Source organism: Pseudomonas sp. MWU12-2345, from assembly GCF_023242385.1.
Classification (GTDB): domain Bacteria; phylum Pseudomonadota; class Gammaproteobacteria; order Pseudomonadales; family Pseudomonadaceae; genus Aquipseudomonas; species Aquipseudomonas gingeri_D.
In genome coordinates, this window is sequence record NZ_JALLJA010000003.1 from 63500 (window position 1) to 85870 (window position 22371).

General features: G+C 61.2%; 24 protein-coding genes. 15 read left to right on the forward strand and 9 right to left on the reverse strand.

The features are described from left to right. Positions 1-74 precede the first annotated feature (74 nt). On the forward strand, positions 75-824 hold the full coding sequence (locus tag M5C71_RS08725; protein WP_177101577.1) for a sulfite exporter TauE/SafE family protein: 750 nt from the start codon (positions 75-77) through the stop codon (positions 822-824). Here the strand turns inward: M5C71_RS08725 and M5C71_RS08730 are convergent. Then, positions 814-1668, reverse strand: coding sequence for a LysR family transcriptional regulator (locus M5C71_RS08730; protein WP_177101648.1), 855 nt, complete (start codon positions 1666-1668; stop codon positions 814-816). The genes M5C71_RS08725 and M5C71_RS08730 overlap by 11 nt on opposite strands. 98 nt (positions 1669-1766) lie before the next feature. On the opposite strand from M5C71_RS08730, the gene M5C71_RS08735 reads away from it, so the two are divergent. Together M5C71_RS08735 and M5C71_RS08740 are read left to right on the forward strand one after the other, a co-directional pair. Further along, complete coding sequence (locus M5C71_RS08735; RefSeq protein ID WP_152737045.1) at positions 1767-1994, forward strand: DUF1127 domain-containing protein; 228 nt, start codon at positions 1767-1769, stop codon at positions 1992-1994. A gap of 58 nt (positions 1995-2052) precedes the next feature. Beyond that, positions 2053-3264: a winged helix-turn-helix domain-containing protein gene (locus M5C71_RS08740; protein ID WP_248767638.1), complete on the forward strand. Its 1212-nt coding sequence runs from the start codon at positions 2053-2055 to the stop codon at positions 3262-3264. Positions 3265-3419: 155 nt separating this feature from the next. Here the strand turns inward: M5C71_RS08740 and M5C71_RS08745 are convergent, their stop codons facing one another. Next, complete coding sequence (locus M5C71_RS08745; RefSeq protein WP_100940659.1) at positions 3420-4766, reverse strand: class II 3-deoxy-7-phosphoheptulonate synthase; 1347 nt, start codon at positions 4764-4766, stop codon at positions 3420-3422. A 110-nt stretch (positions 4767-4876) separates the two neighbouring features. Between M5C71_RS08745 and M5C71_RS08750 the strand changes: the two genes are divergently transcribed. Continuing rightward, positions 4877-5632 (forward strand): spermidine synthase, encoded by a 756-nt coding sequence (locus M5C71_RS08750; RefSeq protein WP_248745648.1) that lies wholly within the window; start codon positions 4877-4879, stop codon positions 5630-5632. Between the two features lie 99 nt (positions 5633-5731). On the opposite strand, the gene M5C71_RS08755 is transcribed toward M5C71_RS08750, so the two are convergent. The 5 genes from M5C71_RS08755 to M5C71_RS08775 all read right to left on the reverse strand — a co-directional run bounded on the left by M5C71_RS08755 (position 5732) and on the right by M5C71_RS08775 (position 12826). Then, complete coding sequence (locus tag M5C71_RS08755) at positions 5732-6136, reverse strand: lysozyme inhibitor LprI family protein (RefSeq protein WP_248767639.1); 405 nt, start codon at positions 6134-6136, stop codon at positions 5732-5734. Further along, positions 6133-8706: a pesticin C-terminus-like muramidase gene (locus M5C71_RS08760; RefSeq protein ID WP_248767640.1), complete on the reverse strand. Its 2574-nt coding sequence runs from the start codon at positions 8704-8706 to the stop codon at positions 6133-6135. The genes M5C71_RS08755 and M5C71_RS08760 overlap by 4 nt, the downstream gene beginning before the upstream one ends. Positions 8707-8752: 46 nt before the next feature. Beyond that, positions 8753-10771, reverse strand: coding sequence for a type VI secretion system tip protein VgrG (locus M5C71_RS08765; RefSeq protein WP_177101567.1), 2019 nt, complete (start codon positions 10769-10771; stop codon positions 8753-8755). Between the two features lie 157 nt (positions 10772-10928). After that, entirely contained in the window at positions 10929-11258 is a 330-nt protein-coding gene (locus tag M5C71_RS08770) for an EscU/YscU/HrcU family type III secretion system export apparatus switch protein (protein WP_103499449.1), read from the reverse strand. Beyond that, positions 11255-12826, reverse strand: a complete 1572-nt coding sequence (locus M5C71_RS08775) for a flagellar hook-length control protein FliK (RefSeq protein WP_248767641.1) — start codon at positions 12824-12826, stop codon at positions 11255-11257. The genes M5C71_RS08770 and M5C71_RS08775 overlap by 4 nt, the downstream gene beginning before the upstream one ends. Before the next feature lie 248 nt (positions 12827-13074). On the opposite strand from M5C71_RS08775, the gene ccmA reads away from it, so the two are divergent. Genes ccmA through M5C71_RS08825 form a run of 10 tightly spaced genes read left to right on the forward strand, consistent with a single transcriptional unit; the run spans position 13075 to position 20331 of the window. Beyond that, positions 13075-13656 (forward strand): cytochrome c biogenesis heme-transporting ATPase CcmA, encoded by a 582-nt coding sequence (gene ccmA / locus M5C71_RS08780; RefSeq protein WP_248767642.1) that lies wholly within the window; start codon positions 13075-13077, stop codon positions 13654-13656. Then, positions 13653-14321: a heme exporter protein CcmB gene (ccmB, locus tag M5C71_RS08785; protein ID WP_100940965.1), complete on the forward strand. Its 669-nt coding sequence runs from the start codon at positions 13653-13655 to the stop codon at positions 14319-14321. Before ccmA ends, ccmB begins: the two co-directional genes overlap by 4 nt. Positions 14322-14365: 44 nt before the next feature. Continuing rightward, positions 14366-15124, forward strand: a complete 759-nt coding sequence (locus M5C71_RS08790; RefSeq protein WP_177101554.1) for a heme ABC transporter permease — start codon at positions 14366-14368, stop codon at positions 15122-15124. Beyond that, on the forward strand, positions 15121-15297 hold the full coding sequence (gene ccmD / locus M5C71_RS08795; protein WP_103499454.1) for a heme exporter protein CcmD: 177 nt from the start codon (positions 15121-15123) through the stop codon (positions 15295-15297). The genes M5C71_RS08790 and ccmD overlap by 4 nt, the downstream gene beginning before the upstream one ends. Further along, a complete protein-coding gene (ccmE, locus tag M5C71_RS08800) occupies positions 15294-15749 on the forward strand; it encodes a cytochrome c maturation protein CcmE (protein WP_100940651.1) in 456 nt (151 codons plus the stop codon). Before ccmD ends, ccmE begins: the two co-directional genes overlap by 4 nt. A gap of 3 nt (positions 15750-15752) precedes the next feature. Then, positions 15753-17726, forward strand: coding sequence for a heme lyase CcmF/NrfE family subunit (locus tag M5C71_RS08805; protein ID WP_103499455.1), 1974 nt, complete (start codon positions 15753-15755; stop codon positions 17724-17726). Then, positions 17723-18259, forward strand: a complete 537-nt coding sequence (locus M5C71_RS08810) for a DsbE family thiol:disulfide interchange protein (protein WP_177101552.1) — start codon at positions 17723-17725, stop codon at positions 18257-18259. Before M5C71_RS08805 ends, M5C71_RS08810 begins: the two co-directional genes overlap by 4 nt. After that, on the forward strand, positions 18256-18726 hold the full coding sequence (locus tag M5C71_RS08815; RefSeq protein WP_177101550.1) for a cytochrome c-type biogenesis protein: 471 nt from the start codon (positions 18256-18258) through the stop codon (positions 18724-18726). The genes M5C71_RS08810 and M5C71_RS08815 overlap by 4 nt, the downstream gene beginning before the upstream one ends. Continuing rightward, positions 18723-19928, forward strand: a complete 1206-nt coding sequence (ccmI, locus tag M5C71_RS08820; protein WP_177101548.1) for a c-type cytochrome biogenesis protein CcmI — start codon at positions 18723-18725, stop codon at positions 19926-19928. The genes M5C71_RS08815 and ccmI overlap by 4 nt, the downstream gene beginning before the upstream one ends. Positions 19929-19938: 10 nt before the next feature. Then, positions 19939-20331 carry a hypothetical protein gene (locus tag M5C71_RS08825; protein WP_177101546.1) on the forward strand — a complete coding sequence of 131 codons (393 nt, stop codon included), beginning with the start codon at positions 19939-19941 and terminating at the stop codon, positions 20329-20331. A gap of 97 nt (positions 20332-20428) precedes the next feature. Here M5C71_RS08825 and M5C71_RS08830 read toward each other — a convergent pair whose 3' ends face one another. Both M5C71_RS08830 and M5C71_RS08835 read right to left on the reverse strand, forming a co-directional pair. Further along, positions 20429-21004, reverse strand: coding sequence for a PIN domain-containing protein (locus M5C71_RS08830; RefSeq protein WP_248767643.1), 576 nt, complete (start codon positions 21002-21004; stop codon positions 20429-20431). Continuing rightward, a complete protein-coding gene (locus M5C71_RS08835; RefSeq protein ID WP_103499460.1) occupies positions 21001-21465 on the reverse strand; it encodes a helix-turn-helix domain-containing protein in 465 nt (154 codons plus the stop codon). The genes M5C71_RS08830 and M5C71_RS08835 overlap by 4 nt, the downstream gene beginning before the upstream one ends. A 226-nt stretch (positions 21466-21691) precedes the next feature. Between M5C71_RS08835 and M5C71_RS08840 the strand changes: the two genes are divergently transcribed. Further along, on the forward strand, positions 21692-22330 hold the full coding sequence (locus M5C71_RS08840) for a DUF5666 domain-containing protein (RefSeq protein WP_248767644.1): 639 nt from the start codon (positions 21692-21694) through the stop codon (positions 22328-22330). Positions 22331-22371 lie beyond the last annotated feature (41 nt).

The following is a 22371-nucleotide window of genomic DNA, read 5'->3' on the forward strand; positions in this document are numbered from 1 at the left end:
CATTGTGCGTTGCTGTGCGTTTCCGCGCTAGAGCGGACTGCGTAGCATGAAGGCCATTGAGTGGGGAGACGGCTGTGATCGAATTGATTGAGTACTTGCTGCTGGGCGTCGTGATGGGCGGAGTGGGTGGGGTGTTCGGCATTGGCGGCGGGATGATCGCGATTCCAGTGCTGGGTATCCTGTTCGGCCTCGACCAGCAGTTGGCCCAGGGCACGGCACTGGTGATGGTGGTACCCAACGTGGTGCTGGCCTTGCATCGTTATAACCAGCGCAATCGCATCCAACTGCGCCACGCGCTGCCGCTGGTACTGATGAGTTTCTGTTTTGCCTGGTTCGGCGCCCTGTGGGCGGTGGGCCTGGATCCGCGCAGTATGCGCCTGGGTTTTGTCGGCTTTCTGCTGGCACTGGCGCTGTTCTACCTGGTGCGCCTGTTCATGGCGCAGTCCCCGGTGTCGGCGCAGATGCGTCACCCTTGGCCCTGGCTCGGTGTCTTGGGCGCGGCATCCGGCACCATGGGCGGGTTGTTCGGGGTCGGCGGGGCGGTGGTGGCGACGCCGGTTCTGACCAGCGTCTTTGGTACTTCGCAGGTGGTGGCCCAGGGCCTGTCGTTGGCCTTGGCATTGCCGAGCACCAGCGTCACCCTGGTGACTTACGCGGTGCATAACGAGGTGGACTGGCGCATGGGCATCCCCATGGCCATCGGCGGCCTGATGAGCATCAGTTGGGGCGTGAAAGTGGCCTACGCCTTGCCCGAGAAAGTCTTACGCGGCCTGTTTTGCGCTTACCTGGTGCTCGGCGCGCTGCTGCTCAGCTTCAAAGTTTGAAACCTTCGACGATGTGCTCGGCGAGGCATTCGGTGATCGGCGACGGCTTGTTCAGGTTGCGCACCAGCATGATGTTGAGCAGGGGCAACTGGGGCAAGTCTTCGGCTTCGCCCAGAATCCGCCAGTCCTGGGGAATCAGGCTTTCCAACTGGGCGGTCATGGCCAGGCCGGCGTTGACCACCGCCATGATCGTCGACAGGCTCGGGCAGTTGTAGGCCAGGCGATAGTCGCGGCCACGGGCGTCCAGTGCATTGCAGGCCCATTGGGTGCAGAAGCAATCGATACCGTCCATGGCCAGTGGCAAGGGCGTTTGTTCGTGATTGGCGGAACATTGGGCTTCGGCCCAGACCAGTCGTTCCTGGCGCAGCAACTGGCCGAGTTCATTGCCCGGTTTGCGGGTGACGATGGTCAGGTCCAGGTCGTGGCGTTGCAGCAACTGCGTGGAGGATTCGCAGTTCACTTCGATCTTGACCAGCGGATAGAACTGCGCGAAGTGCGAGAGGATGCCCGGCAGGAAACGCATCACGTAGTCATCCGGTACGCCGATCCGCACCATGCCGACCATATGCGGCTCGCGCAGGGTGTTGAACACTTCGCTGTGCAGTTTCAGGATGCGCCGGGCATACCCGAGCAGCACCTGGCCTTCGGCGGTCAGTCTCACCTGGCGTCCGTCGCGCTCGAACAACTGGCGCTTGAGCACATCCTCTTCCAGGCGTTTCATCTGCATGCTGACGGCTGATTGCGTGCGGTTGACCAACTCGCCGGCCTTGGTAAAGCCGCCTTGATCGGCAATCGCGACAAAGGTGCGCAGAACGTCGGTGTCGATGCTCGGGTAGCTGGACAATTCATCAATCTCCGAGATGTATTGCATAAGAAACATTCGTTGGATTGATCTTAGCGCCAGGTACAGACTTTAGTCATCCCCAACTGGAGGGTAGGATGATGAAAGGTCAAAAAGGTTATCTGTTGATCGATGGTGGCGCGCATTCGGTGCTGTCGCTGCGGGCCTTGTGGCGGCGGGTTGTCCGTTGGCATGAGGTGTCGCGCGAGCGTCAGGTACTGGCGGCATTGAATGACGACGCGCTCAAGGACATGGGCCTCAGTCGCGCCGATGTCGAGCAGGAAACCCATCGGCATTTCTGGAATGATCCGCTGGGCAAGGGCCGTTGATAGCGCTACACAAGCAGGGGGCGACTGCGGTAGTTTGCGGGTTCACAAGGAGGCGTGCATGCCCGCAGACCTGTCGTTTTCATTGAAACAAGCCCGCCGCCTGGCGCTCGCGGCCCAGGGTTTCCAGGGGCGTAGAGCCTCGACATCGATCAAGCCGATGCAGGTCAATCGGCTGATCGAGCGCCTGGGTGTGGTGCAGATCGATTCGGTCAACGCCTTGGTGCGTTCGCACTATCTGCCGTTGTTCTCGCGATTGGGCAACTACTCCTCCGACTTGCTCGACCAGGCCGCCTGGAGCCAGGGGCGACGGCGCACCTTGTTCGAATACTGGGGGCACGAAGCGTCGTTGCTGCCGATGTCGCTGTATCCGCTGATGCGCTGGCGCATGCAGCGAGCGTCCCGTGGCGAAGGGATCTACCAGCAGATGGCGCGTTTCGGTCGCGATGAGCAGGCGACCATTCGCCGGGTACTGGCTTTGGTCGAGGAGCGCGGCGCGTTGGGCGCGGGCAGCCTGTCGAGTCGTGAGGAAAAAGCCGGACCCTGGTGGGATTGGAGTGCCGAGAAGCATGCGTTGGAATGGTTGTTCGCCGCCGGTGAAGTGACGGTGGCCGGGCGCCGGGGCTTTGAACGGCTCTATGATCTGCCGGAGCGGGTGATTCCGTCGGCGGTACTTGGACAGCTGCTGATTGACGAGGCCGAGGCCCAGCGCGGCTTGTTACGCCAGGCCGCGGCGGCCCTTGGGGTGGCGACGGAAAAGGACCTGCGTGACTACTTTCGCCTGGACCCGGGCGATAGCCGTGCACGCCTGGCGGAACTGGTCGAGGCGGGTGAGTTGCAGGTGGGCGAGGTGCAGGGCTGGCGCCAGCCGGTGTACTGCCTGCCGGACATCAAGGTGCCGCGCCGGGTCGAGGCCAGTGCGTTGTTGTCGCCATTCGATTCGCTGATCTGGGAGCGCAGCCGCACCGAGCGGTTGTTTGATTTCCGTTATCGATTGGAGATCTATACGCCGCAGCACAAGCGGGTGTATGGCTATTACGTGTTGCCGTTTTTGCACAACGAACGGATTGCCGCGCGGGTCGACCTGCGTGCGGAACGGGCGCTCGGGCGGTTGGCCGTGCATGCGGTGCATGAGGAAGAGCAGGGGCTGGATGAGGCGGGGATGGCGGCGCTGGCCGTCAATTTGCGGCGGTTGGCCGATTGGCTAGGGTTGGCGGATATTCAGCTCAATTGCCAGCGGGTCAGTGCGCAGCGGTTGCGTGGGTTGCTGTAAGCGCTGGATATGGTGGTGCCTGTGAGGGCCTCTTCGCGGGCAAGCCCAGCTCCTACAGTCCGGTGTCGTACGCAAAATGGACTGTAGGAGCTGGGCTTGTCGGATCGCCGCACCGCCGCGAAGAGGCCCTTCCAGACAACAAAAAACCTACTGACTCAACGCCGCACCTGCTTCAACGTCTCGGCAATCAAAAACGCCAGTTCCAGCGACTGATCGGCGTTCATCCGCGGATCGCAATGGGTGTGATAACGATCCGACAACCCATCCTCGGTAATAGGGCGCGCGCCACCGATGCACTCGGTGACGTTCTGCCCGGTCATCTCGATATGAATCCCGCCCGCGTAGCTGCCTTCGGCCTGGTGCACCTGGAAGAACTGCTTCACCTCGCTGAGGATCTGCGCGAAATCCCGGGTCTTGTAGCCGCTGCTGGCCTTGATGGTGTTGCCGTGCATCGGGTCGGAGCTCCACAGCACCTTCTTGCCTTCGCTTTCCACGGCGCGGATCAGTTGCGGCAAGTGATCGCCGACCTTGTTCGCCCCCATGCGCACGATCAGGTTCAGGCGACCGGGATCATTGTCCGGGTTGAGGATATCGATCAGGCGGATCAGGTCGTCGGTGTTCATGCTCGGGCCGACCTTGACCCCGATCGGGTTGTTCACCCCGCGCAGGAACTCGACGTGGGCACCATCGAGCTGGCGGGTGCGGTCGCCGATCCAGAGCATATGGGCCGAGCAATCGTAATAATCGTTGGTCAGGCTGTCGCGGCGCACGAAGGCTTCTTCGTAATTCAGCAGCAGTGCCTCGTGGGCGGTGAAAAAGCTGGTTTCGCGCAATTGCGGCGAGCTGTCCATGCCGCAGGCACGCATGAACGCCAGGGTTTCATCGATACGGTCGGCCAATTGGCTGTACTTCTCGGCCAGGGCCGAGTTGGCGATGAAGTCCAGGTTCCACTTGTGCACCTGGTGCAGGTCGGCAAAGCCGCCCTGGGCGAAGGCCCGCAGCAGGTTCAGGGTCGCCGTGGCCTGATGGTAGGACTGCAACAGGCGGTCCGGGTCCGGCACGCGGCTTTTTTCATCGAAGCCGATGCCATTGACGATATCGCCACGGTAGGCCGGCAGGGTCACGCCGTTGATGGTTTCGTCGTTGGCCGAACGGGGTTTGGCGAACTGGCCGGCCATGCGCCCGACCTTGACCACCGGGCAGCCGGCGGCAAAGGTCATGACAATGGCCATTTGCAGCAGCACCTTGAAGGTATCGCGAATCTTCGCCGCCGAGAACTCGGCGAAGCTCTCGGCGCAATCGCCGCCCTGGAGCAGGAAGGCGCGGCCCTGGGTGACTTCGGCGAACTGACGGCGCAGTTCACGGGCTTCCCCGGCGAACACAAGTGGCGGATAACTGGCCAGGCTTTGCTCGACTCGCAGCAGGTGCGCGGCGTCCGGGTACTGGGGTTGTTGCTGGATCGGCAGGGCGCGCCAGCTGTCGGGGCTCCAGGGTTGGCTCATCATGAACTCGAGGTTTGACGGTGGGAGGCCCATGTTAGCAGTAATTAGTGCGTGACCTGCTCTGTCGGCTTGGCTGACAATTGCGCTTTTCCCGCTTGCAAGGATATGAAATGGCTGAGGAGCGCGTGGAGCGTCTGCTCGCCGAAGTGCACGATGCCTTCGGCATGATTCGAGTCCTTGAAGTGGACGATTACCGCTTTCTCGAATTTGGCGATGCCATTGAGCAGAGCTGCGTGTTCACCGCCGATCCCAGTTGGCTGGAATACGACTACACCCGGGCCATGCTGATCGGTGCCTTGTGCCACGAAGAGCCGGAAAGCGCGCTGTTCCTGGGGCTTGGGGCCGGGACCTTGACCCAGGCGTGCCTGCGGTTCCTGCCGCTGGAGGATGTCGAGGCCATCGAGTTGCGCCCGGACGTGCCGCGCCTGGCCATCGAGTACCTGGGGCTGGACGACGATCCGCGCCTGTATATCCGCGTCGGTGATGCGCTGGAACTGCTGGAGAGCGCGGAGTCGGCGGACCTGATTTTTGTCGACCTGTATACCGATGTCGGTCCCGGTGTCGGCCATCTGGCCTGGAGCTTTCTGGAAAACTGCCAGAAGAAACTCAATCCTGGCGGCTGGCTGGTGATCAACCAATGGGCCACCGATGACGGCAAACCCTTGGGCGCGGCGTTGTTGCGTGGGCTTTATCACCGACACTACTGGGAGCTGCCGGTGAAGGAGGGCAATGTCATCCTGATCGTGCCGGCGGACCTGGACCAGGAACTGGATCAGCGTGGGTTGCAGAGCCGGGCCGATGAGCTGGCGCCGCGCCTGGGGTATTCGTTGCAGACCTTAATCGGTGAGATTCGGCCGGCGACCTAGGTGAAGGGCGGGTGTGCGGATCGCGAGCAAGCTTGCGTTGGCCGCGCATTGCCACCATCGGCGATGGCGGAAGCTTCTTCTTGCCAGCTTCCGCCAGGGTCAGGGTTGTGTTTGGTCCAGGTAGGCTGATCGCTCCCGACTCATTTTTGTGATGCAGTTGTTGGTGAGCGTTTCATGGGCAGGAGAGGACGGGTCTGCTAAAAAGGATTCAAGCTCACAGTTCGCATCACGTAACGTTATCCAGGCGCGCTGGGAGTTTCTGAGTTTTGAAAGGTAACGCTCTCCCATTTCGGGATCAGGGGCGTATTGCTCTTTGATTCGAATGATCAGTTTTTTATAGATTTCGTTAAGTGTTTTGTCCGTGCTTTCTTTTTTTGATTTTGCACAAGTGTCAATCTGTGCGCTGGTGATGATGTTTTCGCAATCAAGTGCGTAGGCGCCACCTGCGATCGACCACAAAGTAGCAGGGAGTAAAAAAATCAGGGCTTTTTTAGTAATGTTCATTGCTGGTACTTTCTCAAATAGTTCGCTCGCTGCCGGCCCGGCTCGTATTGGCTGATTGCGGGTGTGTTTTCTATATAACTTATCAGTTCGGAAAAGTTGTTTTTCATCCCGGCTTTCATCGGGTTGGGACCAGCGGTAAAACCTTGGTAAACGAAGTCGACAAGAATATCCCTGATGATGGGGTGAAGCGATTCCCACGGCTGCCGTCCGGCCAGGTTCTCTGTCCATTTATTGTAGTTGGCTATCGCTCTATCGATGTAAAACGGGTAAATCAAGTCAAAGAGGGCCTGCTCTTGTTGATGTGTGATATCTCCTATCGATGTTCGGTAATTATTGACGAATTGAGCTGCCTGGCTGCCCTTTAGGCCAGCCGCCTCGGCGAGTCTGGATGCCTGGACATGGGGGATGCCTGCCGCAAGCATATGATTATGAATTTCAGACTGGCTTCTTGTTCCCATATCGTAACCGCGGCCTATCGTTACTCCCGATAGGTCATTTCCGGGCCAATGGATATGGCGGCTGTAATAAGGAGAGCCCGGAATATCATTGCCTTCGGCGTTGAATGTGATTTGTCCTGGTTTTTGATGGGTGATGATCTTGTAGTTATGGAAGTTCATCATGATCGTGATTATATGAAAGTGCCACGCCTTGCCCTCCAAACTGATCCCGTGCAGCCCTGCCAATTCCGCCCACCATGACAGTTTCTTTATCCGTGCTTTTGAAATCTGCCATTGTTCTGGCCTCACGCGTCCCGTGTGGTCCCAGAGCGCGTCCAGTTCATCCCACTTTTGCGGGTTCCAGAACCACTCGCTTTCATAGTGGGTAATCAGCCTGCCTATCGCCTGCGCGTGCCAAGGTTTGTCCCGTGCGGCACGGATCTCTTCGTGTCCCAAGTGCTCGTTTTCGCCGATATTCAGGAGTGTGTGCAGCCGTGACCTGATTGGCCCTTTGCCTGCGCTGCTCGCCAACGCCTGGTAATGACGACGTTGCTCTAGGGGCAGATCTGCCAGCGATGAAAGGTGATGAGCAAGGTTGTCGGCATTTCGACTGGTCTCGGTGATGCATTCATAACCCTCCCATTCCCACGGACTATGACGAGTCGTCAGCAGGTCTTGCTCCAGCACCCAGCCGCTGACTGTCTCGCCGGACTCGTTCGGCAAATGATCGTCCAGGCGCCACCAGCGACGGGTGTAGCTGATGGTGGTTCCGGGAACTGTTTCGGTAATGCTCAATTTCGATTCGGGCGGCAACGACTCCAGCAGCCCGACCGGCAGAATCACCGGCGCACCGATCACCGCTCCGGGCTCATTGATGCTCGGCGGGTTATCGGTATTGATGTCTTCACGGTGGGGGACCACCCGGCTGCTGCCTTTGTAGAGTTTCAACAAGGTGCGCTGGTCGGCGGGAAGACAGGCGGCGTACTCACGACTTCGAGCGATAAAGTCGGGCACGTCCTCGCAGCTGAAAACTTCCAGGTGCAGCAGGTTTCTGGCGATGTCCTCGCTGAGCTCCTGATATTTGCCGACATGGCCGATCAGATCTCCCGCCTTGATCCTGATCGGTTCATCCAGCACGACAACGCGATCTTTCGCCTCGGGTTCGCGGTTGGCCTCCAGTGCATCCAGCCAGACAAAACCCGGTAGATGTCCGTTCTCATCGATCGCCAGAGGTGGTACACACTTGCCGCTGACGATCTTCAGCAGCTTGCGGAATTTGCCCACTGCACCCACGTTGCTGATCTTGAGTGAGGTGCCAATCGGCAGTAGCCCCAGGGGGTTGGCGTTGGCATTGGCCGTTGCTCGAACGTTCACACCGGTCATTTGCTCGACAGGCGCATCCTTGGCAGCATTACCGATCAGGTACCGATCCGTTCCCAATGCGGTCATTTCTGGCTTGAACACCCAGCCAGTGGACGGCGCCAACCCCTCGATTTCAGGGCTGACGCTGACAACCTCCAGCCATTTATCCGCCGCAGACGCAGCCTTGGTCATGACGGTTGTGCCCCGCGGTAGGACAGCGAGGATTACTCCATGGTCTGGATGATCTTTCGGGGCGGCCCGGATTCTCAACCCGAGTGTCTTGTCCTGCGCACTGTCCTTGACCCGATAAACGCCTCCGCCCCAGAAAGTGGGACGGCGCAACCCCGAGCTGGTCAGGTAGCCCGCCCAATCCAGCAGGTGCATGTACAGGCTGTAAACAGTCAATGTGGGCGCAGGAGGTGCATAGGAGATTCCTGTCAACGGTGGTGGCTGCAACCGATGTCTGACCAGCACAAAACCGCTGGAAAACACCGCCGAGCGCCCCTCGAAACTCGAAGCCGGATAGCGTTCATCAATGCGATAGGCGATCACCTCGCCATCGGCTAAACAAGAGATCTCGCGCTTATCCGAGATCAGGCCCGTGGCTTCATCGAAATGAATGCCTCCGTGCCAAAGCCCTCGCCGTCCCAATGGGTAGTAACCGCCTTCGGCCTTTGCCAAGGCCTTGACGTCACGGTGAGGATCATAAGGGGCCTGATTTCCGTCCTTTAAGGGAAATGACCAGTTTTCAGTCCTGAATATCTCTGTCATCGCGGCACACTCGTCGGCGAACTCCTGTCCGGGTTAAGGGGGGGGCTCAGTCGGAGAAACCTGTATCGAGCGCCAGTTCTTTCTGGCGTTGTTCCGGCACTCCGTCGACGACGGCTGTTTCAAGGCGCAACGGCGGCGCCTGTTCCACCGCTCCCGGCAGCAATGGCCCCTTGATCCGCGGCCCCGAGCCTATACCCGCGTCCTCGTTCGCCTCGGGTCCGTTCAAGGTGATGCCGTTGGCGTCGAGCTTGATGAAGTGCGCGCCGACCTTGAGGGTGAGTTGCTCTCCCGCGTCGATCACCACCTTGTCCCCGGCCCGCAGGTGGATCTCCTGCCCGGCCTCGATGAAGTAACCCAGCCCGGCCTTTACCTGTTGGCTACCAGCGACCAGCAGGCTGTCATCGCCTTTTACCTCGACGCGGCGGTCCAGGTGAACGGTGTGGTGTTCCTCGGCCTTGAGCTCGCAGTAGCTGTTGGCTTCCACGCACTCATGCCGTTCATGGCCGACCGTGACCGAGAGATTGCGCTCGATGTGTTGTTGCCAATCGCGCTGGGCATGCAGGTAGATCTGCTCTTCGCCCTTGCGGTCTTCGATACGCAGCTCATTACTGCCACCACCGCCAGGACTGCTGCGGCTCTTGAACACGCTGCGGGTCTTGTGCGCCGGCAACGGGTAGGTCGGCGGATGGCGCTGATTGGGCAGGCAGCCGGTGATCAGCGGTTGGTCGGGGTCACCTTCGAGAAAGGTCACCAGCACTTCCATGCCGACGCGGGGCAAGGTCACGGCGCCATGACCGGGCCCGGCCCAGCTGGAGGCTACCCGTAGCCAGCAACTGCTTTGGGCATCGGTTTCGTCCGAGCGGTCCCAGTGGAACTTCACCTTCACCCGGCCATATTCGTCGCAGTGGATTTCTTCGCCGGGCGGGCCGGTGACGATGGCGCTCTGGGTATTGAGCCGACGGGATTTGCGCGCTTGCAGCGGTGGACGGAAGAACACCTCCCAGGGGGTGGCGAGAAAGGTATTACGGTAGCCCTGGCGGAAATCACTGTCGGTACGGCTTTGGTTCGCTGCCAACTCCTCCAGCACCTGCGGCTGCTTGCCTTCGTGGGTCAGTTGGGTCAGTAGCCAGAGGGTGTTCCAGTCTGGCTGTGGATGTTCGGCCAGGAGCAGGAAGTGCCCACTGGCCAGTTGGGGTTCATTGCTCTTGCCCGACGCCCGTCGGCTGTCGCTTCGATGGCTTTCCAACTGGCGACGATTGAGCTGCCGGCCGTGTTCGTCGCGGTGGTAGCGACCGGGATAACGGTAATCTTCAAGGTCCGGCTGCGGCAGGGAGTGGAGCACGCAGGCGCTGTTTTCCAGCCGGGCACCGGGTTGTTTGAAATTGTAGTCGCGCAAGGTTGCCCGGGTGCTGCGGGTTTCCAGGTGCAGGTCGAAGGACTGGATGCAGGGCCGTTGCGCGACCATCCTGCTGTCCGGTCGGTATGGCACGCTGTCGGGCAGTTGACGGAAATAGGTCTGGTCGTCGCCAAAGGCCAGGTGATGGCCCTGCGCACTGTGCTGGAAGTGATAGTGCAGGCCGTCCTCTTCACACAGCCGCTGGATGAAGTCCAGGTCGGACTCGTTGTATTGCACGCAGTATTCGCGAGCGGGGAAGGGATTGGCGAGATTGAAGCTGAAGGCATTGCTGAGGATGCCATGGTCCTTGAGCACTTGGGCGATGATCTGCGGCACGCTCCGGTTCTGGAAAATTCGCTGGTTGAAGCGATGGGCCAGATAGGCCAGTTGCGGCACCAGCGTGAGCTGATAGTGCGTCCAGCGCTGGCCGCTATCGCCCTGGCCGATGCCGTGGATCTGGCCGTGAATGCCCGCGCCGTCGTTGTTGAAGGCGAGAAAACCCTGCCGATGCAGCAGCTCGTCGAGGTTGAGGTCCGGCTGCCGGCTGACCAACTCCAGTTCGAAGCGGTAGGGTTGGCTGATAGCTTCCGTACCCTTGAACGCCAGGACTTCCAATCCCTGTTCGAAGTCCGGAAGAGTGAAGGTAAAGCGAGGTGCCGAGGTGAACATCCGTTGTGCCTCCTGCAAGGGGAATGCACGAAGTGTGGACCCGTCGGTGGTGGTGTTGAACGCAGGAAAACAAAATCAGAATCGGGCTACAGCGCCCTATGTTTGAGAGCTGTAGGGCGACGTAGGGGGAATAGAATCGGTCTTGCAGGACGCCGGATCAGTAATCCTCCCCGCGCTCGGTAATATCCTTCTCTACCGGCGGCGCATTGGGATCCTGGCCGACCGGAAATTTTCCCTTGAGGTTCCAGGCAAAGGCGATGATCTCGGCGATGGTCCGGTACAACTCCTCCGGAATACTGTCGCCCAACTCCATCCGGGCCAGCAGTTTCACCAGCTCGGCATTCTCGTAGATCGGTACTTCATAGTCGCGGGCCAGCTTCAGGATGGCTTCGGCCAGCTCCTCGTCGCCCTTGGCGGTGAGGGTCGGGGCTTGTTGGCCGTCGTACTTGAGGGCAATGGCCTGGCGTGGGGTGTTGGGATTCTTCATGCGGTTTCGTCAACCCAGCGTTGGTCCAGTCGGGTTTGCTTGCCCTGGGGGGGCGTGCCCTGATGGCAATCGAGGTCGCTGACATTCAGGCCCGAGACCCGCAGGCGTTCACGCAACTCGCCCAACTGGCTGGCGATCAGGCTGGCGGTGTAGGGACGTTCGGCCCATAACTGGCTGGACAGGCTGCCCCGCACCAACTGTGCCTGGACTTGCAGCGGCCCCAGCGGTTCCAGGTCAAAGGCCAGCTCCACTCGCCACAGTTGTTCCTTCTGCTCGCGCTTTTCGCGTTTTTCCTGCTCGGGTGGCGGCTCCTTTTCCTCATGCTGGATCTTGATCTGCAAAGGCACGATGTCCTGCAGGTTGCGCATGGGGATTTCCAGCTGCCAGGTGGTCTGCAGATTGCCCTCGGGGGTGCGCCCGGTCTGCTCCAGGCTGGAAAGCTGATGGCTTTGCAGGCGCGAAACGGCGGCCGCGGCCAGGCGCAGGAGGCCTTCCAGGTCGCCATCGTCGGTGAGGCTTTGCAGCAGGCGCGAGGGCAGCGGAAAGCTGATCGGCTGGGTCGGCTCGCCGACCTGGCCGAGGGTACCCAGGGCGCTGCGGACAAAGCCCGGCAGTGTGCGGGCGAGCAGCGCAGCGGCGGCTCCGGGGTCGAAGTTCGGGCTGCCGGGCAACTGCGGCATGATCTGGGCGATCAGGCGCAGCAGGTTGCTCTTGAGGTCGGGGGTCAGCGCCGGATTCTGCCCTTGCAACAGATTGGCTTCGAGAAACAGCCCGCTATTTTGCAGGGCCTGGGCGAGCCCTTTGGGGTTGCTCAACTGATTGACGTCAGGCAGGTCCGCCAGCAGGGTGTTGATGGCCGCGCGCAGGTCTTCGGGCAGGTCGGCGTTTTGGGACAGGTTCTGCAGCGTACTGACCAGGCTGTCGAGTGAACCTTGCCGACCTTGCTGGGTGACCAACTGCCGGGCCACCGCCAATTGGTCCTGACGGGCGGCCAATGGCACCAGGCTCAGGCTTTGCGCGTCCTGCACCAGGGCGCTCAGCAGGCTGCCGATACGCAGCGGCTGCGGGCTGTCGAGGGTCAGGGTGGTGCCGCTCAGGACCGTGTTGAGCAGGGTCACCAGCGAGCGATAGACCGCCGGTTGTCCGGGTGTCTGTGGCAGTAGCTGGGCGGTCATGACCTTGCCTTGCAGCAAGGTGCCGACCGGCAGTTGCGTGGTATCCAGACGGGTCAGGGCGGCGATGCTGGCACTCAGGGCCTGTTGCACGGTGATCGCCAGGTTGCCGGGCGTCGGTTGGGTCACGGCGACACTGGTGCCTTGTGGCAGCGGCAGGTTGCTGTTGACCTGCACGGTGGTCTGGCGACCGCTGTCGGTGGTGACCTTGAGCAGCATCTGGAAGGTCTGGTCGGTTTGCTTGAGCGAGAGGACTTCGGCCTCGGCACTCTGCCCGGGGGCGATCAGGCCTTCCAGCGGCGGCGTCAGCTGCAGCAGTTCGCTGGCCAGTTGCATCGGACGGCTGTTGGCCGGGATCAACTGGGGCAGGGGGAGGATGTTGATTTCGCCTGTCATCGGGTCGCAGCCTGTCGAAATAGCCCTCTTTGGAGTAGGGCATCGCATGTATAATGCCGCCCATCTCCGAAAGTGTGTCCAAAATAGCGCAAAAATTGACACAGCTCTGTAGGTCGAGCTGCAAAAGCATTTATTCTGCTTCACTTTAACGGCTGCGCCCGTGCCGACTTGAACTGTAAAAAGGCCTCGATTATTTGACCAGCCCTCTTCTAGAAGCCTTGGCGCTCGCCTGTGAACGGGACGGGCGGATGCTCTTCGAGCACCTCGAGTTGCAGCTGCGCCCCGGCGACCTCTTGCAGATCAGCGGCCCCAACGGCAGTGGCAAGACCAGCCTGTTGCGCCTGCTGGCCGGTCTGATGCAGCCGACCGCCGGGGTAGTACAGCTTGACGGGCAGCCGCTGAGTGCCCGGCGCAGCGAGCTGGCCCGCACCTTGTTGTGGATCGGTCACGCCGCCGGTATCAAGGACCTGCTGACCGCCGAAGAGAACCTCAGTTGGCTCTGTGCCCTGCATCAGCCGGCCGGGCGCGACGCGATCTGGCAGGCCCTGGCGGCGGTCGGGCTGCGGGGTTTCGAGGACGTCTCCTGCCATACCCTGTCCGCCGGCCAGCAGCGCCGTGTGGCCCTGGCCCGGTTGTACCTGGACAGCCCGCCGCTGTGGATTCTCGATGAACCCTTCACCGCCCTGGACAAGCAGGGGGTCGCCCAACTCGAAGAACACCTGGCCGGCCATTGCGAACGCGGTGGCATGGTCGTGCTGACCACCCATCACACGCTGACCCGGGTGCCGGCCGGTTACCGTGATCTTGACCTGGGACGGTGGGCCGCATGAGTGTCTTCGGTCTGTTGTTCGCCCGTGAAGCGCGGCTGCTGTTTCGCCGTCCGGCGGAACTGGCCAATCCCCTGGTGTTCTTCGCCATTGTGATTGCGCTGTTCCCGTTGGCGGTCGGTCCCGAGACAAATATGTTGCAAACCTTGTCTCCGGGACTGGTCTGGGTGGCGGCCCTGTTGTCGGTCCTGCTCTCGCTGGACGGGCTGTTTCGCAGTGATTTCGAGGACGGATCCCTGGAACAGTGGGTCCTTTCGTCGCACCCCCTGGCCCTTCTGGTTTTGGCCAAGGTACTGGCACACTGGGTTTTTTCCGGCCTGGCCCTGGTCCTGCTCGCGCCTTTGCTGGCGCTGATGCTCGGATTACCAACGGCTTGCTTGCCGGTGCTGCTGTTATCGCTACTCTTGGGTACGCCGGTACTGAGTCTGCTCGGTGCGGTGGGGGCGGCCCTGACGGTGGGATTGAAGCGCGGTGGTCTATTGTTGGCCCTGCTGATCCTGCCGCTGTATATCCCGGTCCTGATTCTTGGCAGCGGGGCCTTGCAGGCTGCGTTGCAGGGCATGCCGGCCACCGGTTACCTGCTCTGGCTGGGCAGCCTGGCTGCCCTGGCGGTGACCCTGACACCTTTTGCAATAGCGGCTGGCCTGAAGATCAGCGTCGGCGAATAATGAGGTCTGGTCCGTTGATGACCAGCGAAGACCCTGGATGTACCGTGATGAACTGGACTTGGTTTCATAAGCTGGGCTCGCCCAAATGGTTCTATGGCATCAGTGGGCGCCTGCTGCCCTGGCTGAGCGTGGCCGCCGTGCTGCTGATCGGCACCGGCGTGGTCTGGGGCCTGGCCTTCGCGCCGCCGGACTACCAGCAGGGCAACAGCTTTCGCATCATCTACATCCACGTGCCGGCAGCCATGCTGGCCCAGTCCTGCTATGTGATGCTGGCGGTCTGCGGTGTGGTGGGGCTAGTGTGGAAGATGAAGCTGGCCGACGTCGCGTTGCAATGCGCCGCGCCTATCGGTGCCTGGATGACCGCCGTGGCCCTGATTACCGGGGCCATCTGGGGCAAGCCGACCTGGGGCGCGTGGTGGGTCTGGGATGCGCGGCTGACGTCGATGCTGATTCTGTTGTTCCTCTATTTCGGCCTGATCGCCCTGGGCAACGCCATCACCAATCGCGACAGCGCCGCCAAGGCCTGCGCGGTGCTGGCGATTGTCGGGGTGATCAATATCCCGATCATCAAATACTCGGTGGAGTGGTGGAGCACCCTGCACCAGGGCTCGACCTTCAGCCTGACCGAAAAACCCGCCATGCCCGCTGAAATGTGGCTGCCGCTGTTGCTGACGGTGCTGGGGTTCTACTGTTTCTTCGGCGCCGTGGTGCTGCTGCGCATGCGCCTTGAAGTACTCAAGCGCGAGGCCCGGGCCAGTTGGGTCAAGGCTGAAGTCCTGAACGAGCTGGGGGTGGCTCGATGAGTTTTGCCACCTTCGGCGATTTTCTCGCCATGGGCCATCACGGCCTGTATGTCTGGTCGGCCTACGGTATCTGCCTGGCTGTACTGGCCTTGAACGTCGCGGCGCCGATCCTGGCTCGGCGGCGTTACCTGCAACAAGAGGCGCGTCGTCTGCGCCGGGAGAATGCCAAGTGAACCCGCTGCGCAAAAAGCGCCTGATCATTATCCTCGCCATCCTGGTCGGCGTCGGCGCCGCCGTGGGCCTGGCCTTGAGTGCACTGCAGGAAAATATCAACCTGTTCTACACTCCGACCCAGATCGCCAATGGCGACGCCCCCCATGGCACGCGGATTCGCGCCGGCGGCATGGTGGAGAAGGGCTCGCTGCAACGTTCCGGCGATTCGCTGGACGTGAAGTTCGTGGTCACCGATTTCAACAAGTCCGTCACCATTACCTATCGCGGCATCCTTCCGGACCTGTTCCGCGAAGGGCAGGGCATTGTTGCCCTCGGCAAGCTGAACGCCGATGGCGTGGTGGTGGCCGATGAAGTGCTGGCCAAGCACGATGAGAAATACATGCCTCCGGAAGTCACCAAGGCGTTGAAAGACAGCGGTCAATCCGCCCCGACACAAGCCAAGGAGGGTTGATCGATGATTCCTGAGTTGGGCCATCTGGCCATGATCCTCGCGCTGTGCTTCGCCCTGGTGCAGGCCACCGTCCCGCTGTTCGGCGCCTGGCGCGGTGATCGCCTGTGGATGAGCCTGGCGCGGCCGGCGGCCTGGGGGCAGTTCTCCTTCCTGGTGTTCGCCTTCGGGGTACTGACCTACGCCTTCATGACCGACGACTTCTCCGTCAGTTATGTCGCCAACAACTCCAACAGCGCCTTGCCCTGGTACTTCAAGTTCAGCGCGGTATGGGGCGCCCATGAAGGTTCACTGCTGCTCTGGGCCCTGATCCTCGGTGGCTGGACCTTTGCCGTGTCGGTCTTCTCCCGGCAGTTACCCCAGGTGATGCTGGCCCGGGTATTGGCGGTGATGGGCATGATCAGCACCGGCTTCCTGCTGTTCCTGATCCTGACGTCCAACCCGTTCTCACGGATCCTGCCGCAGATTCCGGCGGACGGTCGCGACCTCAACCCGTTGTTGCAGGACGTCGGCCTGATCGTCCATCCACCGATGCTCTATATGGGGTATGTCGGTTTCTCGGTGGCCTTCGCCTTTGCCATCGCCGCCTTGCTTGGCGGGCGTCTCGACGCGGCCTGGGCGCGCTGGTCGCGGCCTTGGACCATCGTCGCCTGGGCGTTCCTGGGGGTGGGTATCACCCTCGGTTCCTGGTGGGCTTACTATGAACTCGGCTGGGGTGGCTGGTGGTTCTGGGATCCGGTGGAAAACGCTTCGTTCATGCCCTGGTTGGTGGGCACGGCGCTGATCCACTCCCTGGCGGTCACGGAAAAGCGCGGGGTGTTCAAGAGCTGGACCGTGCTCCTGGCGATTGCGGCGTTTTCCCTGAGCTTGCTGGGGACCTTCCTGGTGCGTTCCGGCGTGCTGACTTCGGTACACGCCTTCGCCTCCGACCCGGCACGAGGTGTGTTTATCCTGATCTTCCTGCTGTTCGTGGTCGGCGGTTCGCTGACCCTGTTCGCCCTGCGCGCGCCGGTGGTGAAAAGCCATGTGGGCTTCAACCTGTGGTCGCGGGAAACCCTGCTGCTGGGCAACAACCTGGTGCTGGTGGTGGCGGCCTCGATGATCCTGCTGGGCACCTTGTATCCGTTGGTGCTCGATGCCCTCAGTGGCGCCAAGCTGTCGGTCGGCCCGCCGTACTTCAATGCCTTGTTCATTCCGTTGATGGCCTTGCTGATGGTGGTGATGGCGATCGGCGTGCTGGTGCGCTGGAAAGACACCCCGGTGAAATGGCTGGTGGGCATGCTGACCCCGGTGCTGTTGGGCAGCGTTGCCCTGGCGGTGGTGGCCGGGCTGGTCTACGGCGATTTCAACTGGGCGGTGCTGGCGACCTTCCTGCTGGCGGCCTGGGTGCTGCTGGCCGGGGTACGCGACATCCTCGACAAGACACGCAACAAAGGCCTGATCAAGGGCTTGCCGAGCCTGACCCGCAGCTATTGGGGCATGCAGTTGGCGCACCTGGGCATCGCGGTCTGCGCCCTGGGTGTGGTGCTGTCGAGCCAGGAAAGCGCCGAGCGTGACCTGCGCATGGCGCCGGGCGAGTCCATGGAACTGGGCGGCTATCACTTCATCTTCGAAGGCGCCAAGCATGTCGAAGGGCCGAACTTCACCTCGGACAGAGGCACGATCCGGGTGATTGAAAACGGCAAGGAAGTGGCGCTGCTGCACCCGGAGAAACGCCTGTACACCGTGCAGCAATCGATGATGACCGAAGCCGGGATCGACGCCGGTTTCACCCGTGACCTCTATGTCGCCCTCGGCGAACCACTGGAAAACGGCGCCTGGGCGGTACGGGTACACGTCAAGCCGTTCGTGCGCTGGATCTGGTTCGGCGGCCTGCTGACCGGTTTGGGCGGTGCACTGGCGGCCCTGGACCGGCGTTATCGGGTCAAGGTGAAAAGCCGCGTGCGTGAAGCGCTGGGCATGAGTGGAGCGACTGCATGAAGCGTTGGTTGATGGTATTGCCGCTGGCGGCGTTCCTGGTGATGGCGGTGTTCCTCTATCGCGGCTTGTACCTCGATCCGTCCGAGCTGCCGTCGGCGATGATCGGCAAGCCGTTCCCAGCGTTCGCGTTGCCCGACGTGCAGGGTGACAAGAAGCTGACCGTGGCCGACCTGCAAGGCAAGCCGGCGCTGGTGAATGTCTGGGGGACCTGGTGCATTTCCTGCCGGGTCGAGCATCCGGTGCTGAACAAACTGGCCCAGCAGGGCGTGCTGATCTACGGCATCAACTACAAGGATGACAATGCCGAGGCGCTGAAGTGGCTGAAGGAATTCCATAACCCCTACCAGCTGAATATCCGCGACGAGCAGGGCACCCTGGGCCTGGACCTGGGGGTGTACGGCGCGCCGGAGACCTTCTTTATCGACGGCAAGGGCGTGATTCGCTACAAGCACGTCGGGGTGATCGACGAGACGGTCTGGCGTGAACAACTGGCGACGGTGTATCAGTCGCTGGTGGACGAGGGCCGGCCATGAAGCGCTGGTTAGCCGCGGTCCTCCTGGGCCTGAGTCTGGTTGGCGTGGCCCATGCCGCCATCGACACCTATGAGTTTGCCAACGACGCCGAGCGTGAACGTTTTCGCGACCTGACCAAGGAACTGCGCTGCCCCAAGTGCCAGAACCAGGACATCGCCGATTCCAACGCGCCGATTGCCGCCGACCTGCGCCGGGAGATTTTCCGCATGCTCGGCGAGGGCAAGGACAATCAGCAGATCATCGACTTCATGGTCGACCGTTATGGCGACTTTGTGCGCTATAAGCCGGCCCTGAGCGGCAAGACCGCCTTGCTCTGGTTCGGCCCGGCCGGCCTGCTGCTGGGGGGCTTTGTCGTGATCGCGGTGATCGTCCGCCGTCGTCGTGCCGAGGGCGCTGCCGCCCCGGACGCGCTTTCCGCCGAGGAGCGCCAGCGCCTCGACCACCTGCTGGATAAGAAAACCGAATGATTGATTTCTGGCTCGCTACAGGTCTGTTGTTACTGATTGCCCTGAGTTTTCTGTTGATTCCGATTTTGCGTGAACGCCGCGTGCAGCGCGAGGAAGACCGCACCGCGTTGAACGTCGCCCTCTACCAGGAGCGTGTCGCCGAGTTGCAGGCGCAGCAGGTTGAAGGCGTGCTCAGCGCCGAACAGATGGACAGCGGTCGGGCGGAAGCCGCGCGTGAGTTGCTGGCCGATACCGAAGGTGTGGCACCGGCCCGTGTCTCGCGACTGGGCAAGCCATTGCCGTTGCTGGCGGCGCTGCTGGTACCGGTGCTGGGGTTGGCGCTGTACCTGCATTTCGGCGCCAGCGACAAGGTCGAACTGACCCGCGAATTCGCCCAGGCACCGCAGTCCGTGGAAGAGATGACCCGGCGTCTGGAACGGGCGGTGGCGGCCCAGCCGGATTCGGCCGAGGGCCTGTATTTCCTCGGGCGTGCCTATATGGCCCAGGACCGTGCGGCCGATGCGGCGAAGGTCTTCGAACGTACGGTCAAGGTGGCTGGGCGCCAGCCGGAGTTGCTCGGGCAGTGGGCCCAGGCGCAATACTTCGCCGATGGCAAGCAGTGGTCGCCGCAGGTCCAGGCGCTGACCGACGAAGCCCTCAAGATCGATCCGAAGGAAGTTACCAGCCTGGGTCTGCTGGGGATCGCGGCGTTTGAAGGGCAGCGTTACCAGGAGGCCATCGACTATTGGAAACGCCTGCTGGCGCAATTGCCGCCGGACGACAATTCCCGTGCCGCGTTGCAGGGCGGTATCGACCGTGCCAGTGAGAAGTTGGTGGCGAGCGGTGGCAAGGTCGCGGTCGTCGAGCGGCCTGTGGTCAAGGGCGCGCTGTTGAAAGTGCGGGTCGATCTGGCGGCGGAGTTGAAAGCCAAGGTCCGGCCGGGCGACAGCGTCTTTATCTTCGCTCGTGCCACCCAGGGCCCGCCTGCGCCGCTGGCGGCCAAGCGCCTGACGGTCGCCGACCTGCCGGCCACCGTCGAGTTGGGTGATGCGGACGCGATGATGCCGCAATTGAAACTGTCGAACTTTCCTGAAGTCCAACTGGTTGCACGGGTATCCCGCGCCGGCCAACCGACGGCGGGCGAGTGGATCGGGCGCAGCCAGCCGTTGGCCAGCAGCACCGCCGCGCAACAGAACCTGACCATCGACAGCCCGGATAAATAGAGAATTCGCCATGACCGCCATCGCTCGCCTCACCCTGTTAACGCTGGTCCTGGGGTTGAGCGCTTGTGCGGTCCATCGCCCGCCGCCGGAGGGGCCGACAATCCCGCCTTCCGGTCCGACGACCCAACCTTATCCATCGGGTACGCCGAGTAAACCTATCTCACCGGGCAAACCACGTCCGAGCTTCTCGCCGACGTTTGCTCCGCCACCGGGCGGTAACAGCCATTGGGATGGGCAGATGGGCGTCTATGTCCTCGACAACCAGACCAACACCTTCTATCGCCAGCGCACCTACTACCGTTGGAACAATGGCTGGAGCCGCTCCATCAGCCCCAACGGGCCATGGGAAGACACCGATATCCATGGCGTGCCGCCGGGGCTGGGCAAGCAGTTCGGTCAGTGAGTGAGAACGGCGATCTTTAGAGATCGCCGTTTTTTTTGAGGTTATTTCAGATTTCGTCAATTGGCGTATCGATCAGCCGATGCCTGAAGTGCTGTGATCAAAGCATGGGACGGTAGGCCAGCAGTGCCTTTACCGTTTGAACCAGGCCTTGTCGGAAAAGAATATCGAGATAGTCGTCAACACAAAGGGGCGGCGTCTTGAGCTGATGGCGTTGACGCTGGGCGGCGCAAATCACGGCAGCCGGATCCAGGTCGAAGAGATCATCGATAAATTCGTCGGGATGTTGTGCCTCGACACCGTATGGGGCCAAGGTGCTGGCGGGGAAGTCTTTCTGGTTGAAGGTCACGATCACACTCGCGTTGCAACGAATCGCGGCAGCCAAGACATGGCGGTCATCGGCGTCAGGTAACGAGAGCCCTTGGATCAAAGCCTCGTACCCCGTGACTTCACCATCGGGGATTGCACGATCCATCAGCATGGAGGTGCGGTCCAGTTGTTCAAGCGTAAGGTCCGGGCGATTTTTCAGCAGGTTTCTTTTCCACTCCTTGTGGATATCAGCAGTCCACCTCGCACGAAATCGACCAGACAATGCCAACCACATCAAAAAGTCACGAAGAGGTGCGGGATACAGCACACAGGCGTCGTATACAGCAGTAAAGGGCGAATATCTCACTCGTAGCCCATCCTCTGTTGCTGTGCCTGCTCGGCGAGTTCGGCCATGGCCTGTTCGCTATCCAGTGAGCGTTGGGTTTTATAGGCCATCAGATCGGCAAACCGTACGCGGCGGTGCTTGCCGGTTTTGTGAAACGGCAATTCACCTGACTCCAGAAGCTTGATCAGGTGTGGACGAGAGACATTGAGCATGTCGGCAGCTTCTTGTGTGGTCAGCTCGGCGTGGACGGGGACCACCTGGACGGCGTTACCGGCGGCAAGCTCGGCCAGAATCTCCACCAACAGCCTCAGTGCGGTGGTGGGTAGTTCAACGCTATGGGCCTCGTTGCGTTCGTCGAAAATCTGGATGTGCTGCGTGTCGAACCTTGTGGCCAGAAAGGCCGCCAGGGCGCGTTGACCTTCGATGGCGAGCTGGACTTCGCGTTCGAGGGGCAAGTTGATGGTGAGGGCAGATTGAGTCATGGCTGGCTCCGAGTGCGTAGAATCAATGATGGAAATTTATTCGAAATAAACGAAAAACGCAATAAACGAAATTCATCTGTAATGCAATGCCTGAAAACTTACCCTTCGTTAGAAGGCTCAAACCGCAAAGGCGATATTTTCATCCCCCGAATCCCGTTATCAGCGCTATAACAGTCCTGTTGAATTGAGAACTGTTTATCTCCCCACCCAAGGAACCTGACGTCCCATGAATTCGATTTTCGGCAAATTGGCACGCCGCAGTGCGTTGGCCTCGGCGATGAGTCTGGCGGTATTGATGTCTGTTGGTCTTGCCCAGGCCGCTGATGCCCCGGCCCAGCGGGTGGCGGTGCGCGGTGAAATCACGGCGCTCGACGGCGATGTGCTCAAGGTGCATACCATCGCTAATGAGGATGTCACGGTCGGCCTGACCAAGGACACCCAGGTTCGCGGTGTGACCCTCGCGACTCTCTCGGATATCAAGCCCGGCAGCTACATCGGCACGGCGGCGATGCCTGGCCCGGATGGCACGCTGACGGCGATGGAAGTTCATGTATTCCCACCGGAGATGGCCGGTACCGGGGATGGTCACCGTCCTTTCGATCTGGCCCAGGGCAGCACCATGACCAATGGCCGGGTGGGTGAGCTGAAGGTCGCCAATGGGCGGACCCTGACCCTGAGCTACAAAGGCGGCGAGAAGAAGATCGTGGTGCCGGAGGGCGTGCCTGTGGTCAACCTGGTGCCAGGCGATCGCAGTCTGCTCAAGCCGGGGGTGAAGGTGGTGCTGTTTGCCCAGCAGGGGGCGGATGGCAAGCTGACGGCGGCGGGGATTTCAGCGGGTAAGGATGGGGTCAAACCGCCGATGTAAGGAAGGCGTTATCTTGAAAACACCCTCGATCTGTAGGAGCC